The organism is Rhizobium sp. CC1099 (assembly GCF_029714385.1).
In the GTDB taxonomy this organism is placed as follows: Bacteria; Pseudomonadota; Alphaproteobacteria; order Rhizobiales; family Rhizobiaceae; genus Rhizobium.
In genome coordinates, this window is record NZ_CP121641.1 from 4,135,837 (window position 1) to 4,147,942 (window position 12,106).

General features: G+C 59.9%; 11 protein-coding genes, 1 tRNA gene and 1 pseudogene. 5 read left to right on the forward strand and 8 right to left on the reverse strand.

Annotation, left to right across the window (positions count from 1 at the left end; translation table 11 throughout):
- Positions 1-60 precede the first annotated feature (60 nt).
- The 5 genes from QA644_RS20515 to QA644_RS20535 form a co-directional block, all read right to left on the reverse strand.
- Positions 61-255 carry a hypothetical protein gene (locus QA644_RS20515; RefSeq protein WP_027510551.1) on the reverse strand — a complete coding sequence of 65 codons (195 nt, stop codon included), beginning with the start codon at positions 253-255 and terminating at the stop codon, positions 61-63.
- Between the two features lie 519 nt (positions 256-774).
- Entirely contained in the window at positions 775-3,702 is a 2,928-nt protein-coding gene (locus tag QA644_RS20520; protein WP_283070325.1) for an aminotransferase, read from the reverse strand.
- 92 nt (positions 3,703-3,794) lie between these two features.
- Positions 3,795-4,679: a formyltetrahydrofolate deformylase gene (purU, locus tag QA644_RS20525; RefSeq protein WP_074066290.1), complete on the reverse strand. Its 885-nt coding sequence runs from the start codon at positions 4,677-4,679 to the stop codon at positions 3,795-3,797.
- A gap of 213 nt (positions 4,680-4,892) precedes the next feature.
- Positions 4,893-6,137, reverse strand: coding sequence for a hypothetical protein (locus tag QA644_RS20530; RefSeq protein ID WP_283070326.1), 1,245 nt, complete (start codon positions 6,135-6,137; stop codon positions 4,893-4,895).
- Positions 6,138-6,142: 5 nt separating this feature from the next.
- Positions 6,143-7,207 (reverse strand): glycoside hydrolase family 5 protein, encoded by a 1,065-nt coding sequence (locus QA644_RS20535; protein ID WP_283070327.1) that lies wholly within the window; start codon positions 7,205-7,207, stop codon positions 6,143-6,145.
- Between the two features lie 133 nt (positions 7,208-7,340).
- Here QA644_RS20535 and QA644_RS20540 point away from each other — a divergent pair, with 133 nt between their 5' ends.
- Together QA644_RS20540 and QA644_RS20545 are read left to right on the forward strand one after the other, a co-directional pair.
- On the forward strand, positions 7,341-8,930 hold the full coding sequence (locus tag QA644_RS20540) for a GumC family protein (RefSeq protein ID WP_283070329.1): 1,590 nt from the start codon (positions 7,341-7,343) through the stop codon (positions 8,928-8,930).
- Positions 8,931-9,051: 121 nt separating this feature from the next.
- Positions 9,052-9,384 (forward strand): hypothetical protein, encoded by a 333-nt coding sequence (locus QA644_RS20545; protein ID WP_074066294.1) that lies wholly within the window; start codon positions 9,052-9,054, stop codon positions 9,382-9,384.
- 61 nt (positions 9,385-9,445) lie between these two features.
- Here QA644_RS20545 and QA644_RS20550 read toward each other — a convergent pair.
- Positions 9,446-9,582, reverse strand: a pseudogene (locus QA644_RS20550) (DUF2282 domain-containing protein); the annotation flags it as partial.
- A gap of 260 nt (positions 9,583-9,842) precedes the next feature.
- Here QA644_RS20550 and QA644_RS20555 point away from each other — a divergent pair.
- Positions 9,843-10,409, forward strand: a complete 567-nt coding sequence (locus tag QA644_RS20555) for a sigma-70 family RNA polymerase sigma factor (RefSeq protein ID WP_283070330.1) — start codon at positions 9,843-9,845, stop codon at positions 10,407-10,409.
- Complete coding sequence (locus QA644_RS20560; RefSeq protein ID WP_283070332.1) at positions 10,396-11,031, forward strand: DUF1109 domain-containing protein; 636 nt, start codon at positions 10,396-10,398, stop codon at positions 11,029-11,031. Before QA644_RS20555 ends, QA644_RS20560 begins: the two co-directional genes overlap by 14 nt.
- 62 nt (positions 11,032-11,093) lie before the next feature.
- Here the strand turns inward: QA644_RS20560 and QA644_RS20565 are convergent.
- Positions 11,094-11,180, reverse strand: a tRNA-Leu gene (locus QA644_RS20565).
- A gap of 203 nt (positions 11,181-11,383) precedes the next feature.
- On the opposite strand from QA644_RS20565, the gene QA644_RS20570 reads away from it, so the two are divergent.
- Positions 11,384-11,803 carry a BA14K family protein gene (locus tag QA644_RS20570; RefSeq protein ID WP_194728676.1) on the forward strand — a complete coding sequence of 140 codons (420 nt, stop codon included), beginning with the start codon at positions 11,384-11,386 and terminating at the stop codon, positions 11,801-11,803.
- 3 nt (positions 11,804-11,806) lie between these two features.
- Here QA644_RS20570 and QA644_RS20575 read toward each other — a convergent pair whose 3' ends face one another.
- Complete coding sequence (locus QA644_RS20575) at positions 11,807-12,100, reverse strand: SelT/SelW/SelH family protein (RefSeq protein WP_039843593.1); 294 nt, start codon at positions 12,098-12,100, stop codon at positions 11,807-11,809.
- Positions 12,101-12,106: the final 6 nt, after the last annotated feature.

Sequence of the window (12,106 nt, forward strand, 5' to 3'; positions counted from 1 at the left end):
CCTTTTGGGACCGGTCATAAATCTTGGAAAGCGATGAAGTGCGGAAACCTAAGCCTGTTTTCAGGCATGGATTGGCTTTGGATGGCGCCGGGTCATCAGGTCGTGGATCGCGAGCTTCACCTCATCCGGCGAACTGAAACGCTGCTCGTCAAGGTCGTGCACGTGAAACTTCACGGCGATGAATTTCAGCCGGTCTTCATCTGGAATGACGATCCCCACGGGGACGCCTGCATATTCGATAACTTGCTTTTTCATGCGTAGAACTCCTGCCGCGCGGATTGCGAGGCGATGACGAATTGACTTGTCTGATACCGTTGAAAGGGGACGAAGGTCACATTCGACAGTTCGGGCGGGAGAGGGCGCCCGGACGGTCATTGCCGAGCACAATTCGCCCAAGAAGGGTGGCGAGAATACCGATATCAATCATGTCTCGTTCCTTGTGTTGGCGTTGCACTCTTGAGGTCTCGAAAGGCTCAAGACCCGGCGACGACTATCTTTTATAATCTACCTTGTTTGTAGAGAATAGCGGACAGTCTGTCAGAAACATATTCCGAAACGTGTCAAAATCTCGACGATCCGAAAAAAATAATTCCACCACAGTCATACTTGCTGAAAGAACGTTATCAGATCTTTGTGCAAATTGCGTGACGGGCGGAAGCCTCGTTTCGATCACCGGGACAGACATAGGAAGTCGTTTTGATTCCGGCAATGGGGCTTTTGATTAAAAAACCGCAAGCCTCGAAATGACCGCATTGGTTAATGGCGGCGGGGAGGTCACCAGCCCTCGGATAGGACCTTTTCCAGCATGTCCGCGAAGAAGTCGGCACTCTCGGTGGTCAAGCAAAGCGGCGGTTTGATCTTCAACACATTCAGGTGATCGCCGGTTGGCTGCATGATCACGCCGAGTTCGAGAAGACGGTTGCAGATGGCCGCCGTCTCTTGCGTCGCCGGCTCCAGCGTCGTTCTGTCGCGTACGAATTCAAGGCCGAGATAGAGTCCCATGCCGTGGACGGCGCCCGCAATCGGGTGCTTGTCGATCAGCGCGGCCAGTCGGCTTTTAAGATGATCCCCGACGTCGCGTGCATTGTCCTGGAGCTTTTCGTCCACCATGACGTCGAGCACCGTCATGCCGGCAACGCAACTGACCGGGCTGCCGCCAGACGAGGAAAAGAAATAGCCTTCCTTCTCCAGCGACCCGGCGATTGCCTGCGTCGTGATCACCGCGCCGAGCGGGTGGCCGTTGCCCATGCCCTTGGCGATGGTGATGATATCCGGCACCACGCCCTGCTGTTCGAAGCCCCAGAAGTGATGGCCAAGCCTGCCATAGCCGACCTGCACCTCATCGGCTATGCAGACTCCTCCGCGGGCACGCACTTGAGCATAGACTTCTGATAAATATCCGTCCGGCAGGGCAATGCCGCCGGCATTCCCATAGACCGATTCGGCAATGAAGCCCGCAAGCCCTTGCCCGCCGGCATCGATCGACTGCAGCACGGGCGCCATCGCGGTGAGATAGTCTCCGGCCGAATCCGGCCCACGAAATTCGCCGCGATAGGTGTTGGGTGAAGTGATGGCATGCACCCAATCCGGCCGGGTCGCCAGGGCCTGAGGGTTGTCGGCAATTGAGGTGGAAACGGCGTCGCTTGCCACCGACCAGCCATGATAGGCTTCCAGCAGGCAAAGCATGTTGCGCGCACCCGTATGCGCCTCGGCGAGCCGGATCGCCAGGTCATTTGCCTCCGATCCGCTGTTGACGAGGAAGACGCGGTCCAGTCCGTCGGGCGCCAGAGCTGCCAATCGCTCGCAGAACTCACCGAGCGCCGCATAGTGAAAGCGCGAATTGGTGTTGAGCTTCAGCCATTGTTCGCCGATCGCTTCTGCCAGGCGCGGATGCCCGTGGCCGAGAATCGTGACATTGTTGACCATGTCGAGATAGGCGCGCCCCTCGACATCGAACATGTGTTCCTTCCAGCCGCGCTCGATCTGCGGCGGCACCTCGTAGTAATTCTTCTGCGGTTTTGCGAGATGCGCCTGGCGCCTGGAGAACAGTTCTTCCGTCTCCGGCTCGGGCGCACTGGCGCCTGGTCCAAGCAGGCCTGCAGGCGAGGGGCAAAGCACGGACCAGGCGGCTGCCTCCTGCGGCGCGGCAAAGAGGGGCGGTTCGAGCGCCGGAACCGTGCAGAACTGGATACGCAAGCCGCCGAGCGAAGAGGCTTCGCCCGAGACCGTCCCGATGATCTGCCCCTGTTCCACCTCGGCGCCATCCTCAACAGACAGGTCCAGGCCATCAAGATGCAGATTGATACCGTCGCCGATCAGGACGAGATGGTGGTTCTTGCAATCGATGCGTCCGGAAAATGGTGCAGCGACGCTGTTGCCGCCGGGGAGGCAGATGTCGGTATGCAACGCGTAGGTCGATGGCTGCCTAGCGCCTCGAAGAACGGCGCGCGAAAGCCGGTATTCGCCGTAGCGGGTCGCGGCGATGCCCGCCTCATTCGCCGCGCGTGCCAAAAGCCGCCAGTCCATTTCCGCATTCAGCCAGTTTCCGGCCGCAAAATGCGGGCTCTGAACGCCGAGGTCGAGATAGGCGATGTTTGCAAGATCGATCTCCGGCAGAAGCGCGTGCCAGCCGGACATATCGACCGGCGTCATGTCGGCGCCGACCGCGTCAAAAATTGCCGCCTCCATCAATTCGAAGGAAACGGACATGGCCGTGTCGAAGATTTGCCGTTCAAGCTCCAGATTGTCGCGGACGTAGTCGTTTTCCGGGTCGATCGAAATCTGCTGTTCGCTGCTCGCGACGAGAATGACGGCGCGCGCGACAATCAGCGGCCAGAGCGCCTTCAGTTCCTCGTCCGTCAGCGGATAGATCTCGTGATAGGCCTTGACCGCCGGCAGGATGTAGAAGGGATCGCCATCAGCCTGATGCAGCAGCGAGGCGCAGGTAACGGCAAGGTCGCCGACGAGCCAGCCGCGAATGACATCGCCGAAATCGATGACGCCATCGGGTATCGGCCGCCCTTGCGCATCAATCCGGCAGACGACGTTGTCGCCTGTTACATCATGATGCACGGGCTGGACGCGAAGCGATGGCGCGAGCGGCTGGATGCGGCGTACGGCAAGCACCATGCTCTTGGCGATCCGGTCGCGCGCAGCGCTGTCGGTGATGGCCGAAAGCAGCTGAACGGCAACAGGCCCCGCCCGGCGCAGGTCCCATTGCAAGCTGCGGTCGAGGCCCGAATGATTGAAGTCGGCGAGCGCCTGTGCCAGCCGGGCGCAGAGTGCGCCAAGGGCCGCGACGGAAGCCTTCGGCAGGTATTTGCGATGCGTCAGTCCTTCGCCTTCGAGATATCCGAGCAGACGCACCTTGAAGGTCTGTTCGCGAACTGTGACGGCGATGATATCCTGGCCGTCCGTCGAGCTCATGACCCTCGGGACACGCGGCGTACCCTCCTTGCTGGTCAGATACCGGATTGCCGCATTCTGCGCCTCGAGCTCCAGCGTATCGTAAGCCATGTGGCAGATCTTCAGCACATAGCTGCCATCACCAGTATTGATCCGGTAATTGCGGTCCTGCTGGCTGCCGAGTTCGGTGATCGTGCCGTGGAGGCCATAGCGGGATTGCAGGATGCTTTCCGCTTCGGCCGGCGTTACGTCCGGGCGCGGCAATTCCATACGATCGGCACGCGCATCATCGGTCATGGCATCCCCCAGCATGATTCGATTTTCCACATTAAGCAGATAATCGAATGCATGTCATGGGCAAGCGCTTACTACTACCCTTTCGAGTTGTTTCAACCCATACGTTCGGAGGCGTAGCTTCCTGGGCTTGCCGGGAAGACGATGGTGCGGTTGCCGTTCAGGAAGACGCGGCGATGGATATGGGCATGGATGGCGCGCGCCAGCACCTGGCTTTCGACGTCGCGGCCGATCGAGACATAGTCCTCGGCACTCTGGGCATGGGTGATGCGCGCCGTATCCTGCTCGATGATCGGACCTTCGTCGAGATCGGCGGTCACGTAGTGCGCCGTGGCGCCGATTAGCTTTACGCCGCGCTCGTAGGCCTGCTTGTAGGGGTTGGCGCCCTTGAAGGACGGCAGGAAGGAATGGTGGATGTTGATGATCCGGCCGGACATCTTGCGGCACATTGCATCGGAAAGCACCTGCATATAGCGGGCGAGCACGATCAGTTCCGTGCCGGTCTGGTCGACGAGCTCAAGCAGCTGGGCTTCGGCCTGCGGCTTGTTCTCCTTGGTGACCTTGATGTGATGGAAGGGAATGTCGTGGTTGACCACGACCTTCTGATAGTCGAAGTGGTTGGAGACGACGCCGACGATATCGATCGGCAGGGCGCCGATTTTCCAGCGATAGAGCAGGTCGTTCAAACAGTGGCCGAAGCGGGAGACCATCAAGAGCACCTTCATGCGGCTGTCCCCATCGTGGATTTCAGCCTCCATGCCGAATTTCTCGGCGATAGGCTTGAAGCCTTCCTTCAGCGCCGGCAGTGCAACGCCCTCCTCGGAAATGAAGCTGACGCGGGTGAAGAACTTGCCGGTGTCGAGGTCGTCGAACTGCGAGCTGTCGACGATGTTGCAGCCCTGATCGGCGAGATAATTCGCAATCGCCGCTACGATGCCGCGCGTCGATTGGCACGATACGGTCAGTACATAATGCGTCATGGCCCTCTTCCCTCTCACGGCAATAGCCGACAGGTCTGCTTAGATCAAAGCAGCTACGCCGCATAGGCGAAGCTCTCATTCGTGCAACAATTTGCAAGAGAAGCTGTCAAGGACTTGCAGGCTCTTGCATCCGTTCGTTACGCTCCAACTTACGGAAGTCATAGCGAGAGTCCGTTCCGCCTGCGCCGTCGCGTATCCCCGCCGCGCAGCCGTTCAGGCAGAAACCGACATGCCTACTTTACCGGCAGCGCGTTTCCCGCGCACGCCCTCGTTGACCTTCAGGAAGCCGACGAGCAGCCAGACGAGGCCGGCCGTCTTCATGGAGAAGATCGCCGTGGAGCCGATCATCAGGTTCAGGAACATGAAGAGCGATAGCGAATGCGCAAGACGCTTCTGGTTCGGCGTCTCGCCTGCCGGGAAAAAGGAGACGAACAGCCAGAAGAGGATGAGGCCGAAGATCGTCGCGCCATAGGTTATGTAGACGTAGCCGCTATCGACGAAAGTCGTGGCTTTCTCGAGTTCAAGGCCGAGCGCCGCCGGGATATCCATTGCGATGATGTTCCGGATTGTGCCGCTGATGCGGCCGACGAAGTCGTCTTCATGGGCATCGGGACGGAATGCATAAATGACGAAGCCCATGACGATAATCATCGGCATCATCAAGAGATCGCAGATCTTCGGAATCCACGGAAAGATAAAATAGCCGCCGAGGCAGGCCATGCTGAAAATCAGCATCGTACGCGTGTCGTTGGTAATGAGGATCAGCATGACGGTGAAGACGAAGAGCAGCCGGTCGAACAATCTCAGGCGATTGGAAAAGCTGACGAGATAGATGACCAGCACGCCGCAGAAATTGGCAAGTGACACCTGCTCCAGGAAGATCGATGAGGACCGGTGATCGATAATCCCGAAGGAAAAGCGGGATGGGAACCCGAGCGCGCCGCGAAAGAGCCCGATGTCACTATAGGTGGCGCGGGGCACGCCACGGGTGTTTTCGAAATATTCAGCCGGATGGAACAGGGCCACATAGGCTTGCACCGAGACGATCTCGCAGATCAGCACCGCCAGCACCACAACGCTGCATATCTTGAAAATCAGCTTCAGCGTTCGTTCGTTCGTCCATCGGCCCATGATGACGAAAGCGAAGATGATCAGCACGTTGCGCAGGTGGTCGATATAGCCTGCGCGGTTGACCGCGATCACATAGACGGTGAGAAAGATCGTCGCCAGCAAATAGCCAAGCGGAGCGAGGTCTTCTTCGTAAAGGCCCCTCTTTAAAAGGAAGCCAAAACTATAGATCAGCAGCAGGATCTCGCTGAGGGCGACGTGCGACGACGCAAGCGGCGTGATGTTGTGGTTGATGAAGGCGAGAAGGCAATTATAGGTGACCGACAGCACGCCGACGGCCAGGATGCCGTAGTCGATCGGTTCCTTCGTTGTTGCATCTCGCTGTTCCATCGCCGCTACCTGCCCATTGTCCGGCACGCGTCTTCGGCAGGAGAAGGCGCCTTGGCGGCGGCTTCCAGCACCGCGATCTGCTTTCGCTCATGGCCGTCGTGGGGCTCTACGTTCAAGGGCTCGCTCGCCGGCCACCAGTCACCGGCCACCCAATAGGTCCAGCCAAGCCAGACGTCGCCGTTCTCCTGCATCGTATCCAGAACCGTCTTCAAGCCGGCGACGCATTCCGGTGCTTGCGAAACGCCGAATTCGCCTAGCAGCACCCTGGTGCCGTGCTCGCGTGCCCAATCGGACATGCGGATGATGGCATTCCTGGCGTTCTCATTGCCGGAGCATTCGTCATGCGTACCGGAAGAATCGCTGTCGAAATACTGGTGAACCTCGTAGGCAAAGTTCTTGCGCGGATCCTTGACGCCGAGCATCACCTTGCCGTTTGGCCCGCCTGGGCCATCGGACTGCCAGGAATGGGCGCCCGTCCACTTCGTGCCCGGCACGAGGACGAGATTGTTGGCGCCGACCGCCCGGATGCCGCGGAACGCCGCATTGGCGGCGCTCAGCCATTTGTCGCTGGCAATGTCGTGGGGTTCGTTCATGAGCCCGAAAATCACGTCGTCCTGATTGGCAAATTCGGAAGCAAGCCGAGTCCAGAAATCTGCAAATGCCAGGGTCGTCGCCGGCGGTGTCCCGACCTGCGTTTTCTTGTACTGGGCATAATTGTGCGGATCGAGAATGGCAGTCATCTCATGTTTGCGCAAAAGGGCCACCGTATCCTTGATGCGCTGGAGCTCGGCGTCGTTCAGTGCCTGCCCGAGTTCGGGCTGCAGCCGCTCCCACAAGAACGGCAAGCGAACGATATTCATCCCCTTCTCTTTGAAGTAGCCGATCGTCTCTTCGGAGGGGTAGGCATAATCCTTGAAAATCTCTCCACCCGGATTGCCGAATTCCGCACCGGAAAGATTGATGCCACGAAAGCAGGGACCCGCGGCTTCAGCAAGGCCGGCGTGCCACGGCAGCATTGCTGCCGCGGCTATCGTCAGCATGCGGCGCCAGGGCGATAACGCGGCTTTCATCGATCTCGCTTTCAGGAGTTCTGCCATGTTCCGGCAATATCGGGTAGGGTATCTTAACGCTCCGTTAGCTAAGGATTTCTAAAGTCGGTCTACCTCCGCCAAAGATCTGCGTCGGCGGGTCACGAGTGTGTTTATGAGCCAATTTGACAGGAACAGAGTTAGTCGGCTGCCTAGCTGGCGAAGCTACGAGCCTGCGCCAACCGCGCCGGAAAGCTCTCCCGCGCGCGCGCCTGTCCTGAGGCCTGGTGATTTCGCAAAACCCTTTCCCGAGCCGGAGGCGCCGCCGTCGCCCACCCCTCCCGAAAAGGATTTACGCCAGACAGAGCCTTTGCCGTCGCAGTCGGAGCGTGCCGTTGTCCGCGCAGCGCCGGTTTCCGTCGATCCTGACGCGCCGCTTGTTGATATGCGATCGGTCATCTTTGCGATCTGGAACAGAAGGCTGATTGTCCTCGGACTGGCCGCGCTCGGCGCTTTGGCGGGCGGAGCACTGCTGCCGTTTCTGCCGCAGAAATTCACCGCAAGCACCAGCCTTTATTTCGATCCGCGCCAGATCGGCCTTGCTGATCCGGCGACACAATCATCGACGATCTCGCCGGAGATGATTTCGTCGATGATCGACAGCCAGGTGCAGATCCTGATGTCCGGCAATGTGCTGCGCCGGGTTGCCGATACCATGAAGCTTGCGCAGGATCCGGAATTCAACGGCGGCCGGAGTGACGACGCGGCTGTAGTCAGTGCCCTGCAGAAGTCGCTTACGATCACCCGCCAGAGCAGCACCTATGTCGTATCGTTGACGGCCGTGACGAACAATCCGGAGAAATCCGCCAAGCTTGCAAACCAGGTCGTGACCTCGTTCATGCAGGAGGAAAGCAGTGCCTCGACAGGTCTATACGAAAATACCACGGCGACGCTCGATGTTCGTTTGACCGATCTGCGCCAGAAAGTGCAGGAGGCCGAGCAGGCCGTCGAAACCTTCCGCGCCGACAACGATATGGCAGCGACGGAGGGCAATCTGATTTCCGACCAGCGCCTTGCCTCGCTGAATACGCTGCTGCTGACTGCGCAGGAAAAGACAATTCAGGCCAAGGCCCGCGCGGATGCGGCCGCGAACATGAGCTTCGAGGATGTCGTCGCCAATAGCCGAACGGACGGCAATTCTGTGAACTCGTCGCTCGCGAGCCTTCGACAGCAATTTGCCACTCAGGCCGCAGCCGTCGGCAGCCTCGAGAGCCAGATGGGCGCTCGTCATCCGCGACTGCAGGCCGCCCGCTCGTCACTGCAGAGCATTTCGGGCGAGATCAAGGGCGAATTGCAGCGCATGGTGACTTCGGCGCGCGCCGATTATGAGCAGGCGACAAAGGCCGAGGAGGCGATTGCCAAGGAACTGAACATTCAAAAGGCGCTGCAGGCGACCACATCCGACAAGCAGGTCGAACTCAACGAACTGCAGCGCAAGGCGACGGCCGCCAGAGAAATTTACGAGACCGTCCTGAAGCGCTCCAGCCAGACGACCGAGGAGCAGAACCTTCCGCAGAGCAACATCCGCGTCATTTCAGAAGCTGAACCGCCAACGAAACCGGACGGTCCCGGCAAGAAGATTCTTTTGATCGCCGGCGTTATCGGCGGGCTCTTCACCGGCTTTGCCGCCGGCGCGGCATTTGCGATCCTCGCAAGCCTCTTTGGGCATCCGGTCATTCGGGGCTATTTCCGCCGGGAGGCCTAGCGGTAAAGGGCTTCGAAATCAATTTGTCGTGCCCGGTCTACCGCTTGATGGCTGCTTGGCTGCTTCCTAAATTTGAAGACGAATGTCGCTGGAGCCCGTCCTGCAATGAAAGGTCACCGATATGCGATCCCTGCCGATGTTGCTCGCTGCCCTTTCTGCTGTCAGCGGCCTGATCGCCGAGCCGGCTCTTGCGACGGATTGGAGCCGGGCGGGCAAAGCAGCCGCTCAGCCGCTCTATCCCTATCCCGATCTCCCCGGCGTCAAGTCTCAGCCCGACAAGAAGGATGAGGAACAATATGTCTGCCGCACCGAAACGCGCGGCATCAGGCGCAGTGGGGACTGGATCTTCCGCTCCGGCGGCATGCCGACCACCGTCTATGTATGCGACCGCGACGGTTACGTGAGCCAAGGAACGCAAGTGCCTGCAAGAGGCCACTATCAGCCCGTGCGCTGACGCTTCATGCCGTGCGGGAAAAATTCCGCGCGATGAAGTCGTCGATGGAGGCGCGGCCAGGCGTGCCGGCGCACGTGGTCCCCGGTCCGGCTGCGCAGCCGTTCGGGCCATTCATGGAAACGCCGTAGCACTTTCCTTGTTGTCCGCGGCCGAAGCGGCAGGAGCGGCAACAGTGGCAAGCGCCGCAGCGAGCGAGCCCTGTGCGAGCCAGCGTAACGATGCCGTTTTTCATTGTTCATCTCCACAAGAATGGCGGGCCGTGATTGGCTTGCATTGCGGGCTACGGAGGGAGCCGACGGAATATTACAGCGCTTCTCGCGATTTTCTTGCCGGTCCCGGCTTGCCGTCTTCGCGATTGCAGGGGAAAACGCCTGAGAACAAAGGCTCGCCCGCTACCGTGAAATAATTTCGAACGCGCGGTAACAAAGTTGTGTGCCCTCTCGTAGAGGATGATGCGGGTGAAATACTCAGCGCGGGAAGAGGAATGGGGAGGCTGGATGCGTAGCGCCATGGGTGGCGATGCGCAGGCCTATCACCGCTTTCTTTGCGCTGTGACCCCTCATCTGCGCGCCATGGCCCGCAGGCGCTGCGATCAGTTTGGCGCGCCGGCAGGCGAGGCGGAGGATGTCGTGCAGGAGGTGCTGCTTGCTGTTCACCTGAAGCGCGGAACCTGGGATCCGGCTCGCCCGATCGGCCCTTGGCTGTCGACGATCGTGCGCAATAAGCTGATAGACATCCTGCGCCGGCGCGGCCGTCACATCGATGTGCCGATCGACGACGTGATGACAACGCTCGAAGCGGAAGAACAGGCGGGCAATTTGGATCGGCTCGACGCCGAACATATGTTGAATCGCCTGAAGGATCCGCAGCGTGACATCGTGCGCTCGATTTCGATCGAGGGAGCAGCTGTTCGCGAAACGGCCGAAAGGCTGAAAATGAGCGAAGGTGCGGTGCGCGTCGCGCTGCACCGGGCGTTGAAGTCGCTGGCCGCCTTGTACCGGAGTGAGACGAGTGAAGACCGATGACCTGATCAGCCTCCTGGCACAAGACGGCCCCATCCGCGCGCGGCTCGGCCCGTTGCTCCTGGGCGCGCTGCTGATCGGCGTCGCAGTCTCTGCAACGTTGCTTCTGTCGGCAGTCGGTATCCGTCACGACATGGCAAGCGCGATCGAAACGGCACGCGTGCTCTTCAAGATGGTCCTGACCCTGACGCTCGCCGTCACCGCTTGCGGGCTTGTCTTACGCATAGGCCGTCCAGGCGTGCCGCTGGGGCTTTCAAGCCTGGCGCTGTTCGTGCCGCTGATCCTTCTCGCAGCGGGCACCGCGGCCGAATTGTCGGCCATTCCGCAGGATGCATGGGAAACGGCGATGCTCGGCCGCAACGCACGCTTCTGCCTGTTCTTCATACCGGTCCTGTCGTTCGCGCCGCTTGCGGGTTTCCTCTGGGCGCTGAAAAACGGCGCTGCGGAACGCCCAAGCCTTGCCGGTGCCGCAGCAGGCCTTGCCGCCGGCGGTATAGCGGCAGCGCTTTACGCCTTGCACTGCACGGACGACAGCCCGCTGTTTCTTGCAGTCTGGTACACCACGGCAATCGCGGCAGTGACAGCCATCGGCGCGCTGATTGGATCGCGATATCTGAAGTGGTAAGACAGCGAGGTCACGAGACCACGGCCGTTGGCATCGGCTCTTCTGCTATCTTTGTAAGGGAATGGTGCCCAGAAGAGGACTCGAACCTCCACACCCTTTCGGGTACCAGCACCTGAAGCTGGCGCGTCTACCAATTCCGCCATCTGGGCGACGGAGAGCCATGTAAGGGGGTGGCTCTTTGCTGTCAACTGGCTTTTTGAAGTTTTCCTGACAGGCTGGAAAAAAGAGCGAATATGCCTCCCGAAGACGCCGGAACGGGGCGATCACGCCGAACTGAACGGCTTTCGGTCTTGTGGTGGATGCCATGCGGCGGCGGGTGTTCTATATCTGCAGCAGCAGAAAGGACTCAGTGATGTCTGCTCTTCGAACGATCATCTTCGGCTCCGTCATCGGCTTCGTGCCGCTTGCGGCCAGTGCCGCGCCTCCGCTCGCGCCGCTGCAACAGCGCAATCCGGCGATCATCAATGTGCAATCGACCTACTGCGATTATCGCGGTTGCTTCGGCTTCGGGCCGCAGCAGTGGCACCGCCCTGCCTATATCCAGCCGAACTATCGTCCGCCGGAAGCGAGAGGGCCGACCTATTACCAGCCGCGCGCCCAGCCCAGGCGACAGCTTTCCTATGATCCGCCGCCAATCCGCCGGATACGTCCGCCAGCAAAGGGAATGCATGTCGAATGGTGCCGAAATCAGTACCGGACCTACAATCCGAGGACCGATCGTTTTGTGACCTACGAGGGCATCTACAAGACCTGCAATTCGCCCTTCGACTGAGGGTCAGCTCTCGAGCGAAACGCGGTCGGCATGGCCGAGATCGCGGCCGGGTTCGATGATGTCCCGCACCCGCTGCTTGAGTTCCTTCGGCCCCGGGAAACCGCCGTCGCGTTTGCGCTCCCAGATGAGGTCGTCGTTGACGCGAATCTCGAAATTGCCGCCCGTACCAGGAATGAGCGCCACTTCGGCGAGGCTGTCCGAAAAGGTGTGCAGCAATTCCTGCGCCATCCAGCCGGCGCGCAGCAGCCAGTTGCATTGGGTGCAGTAGAGGATCGTCACACGGGCTTTTTCAGTCATCGGCGG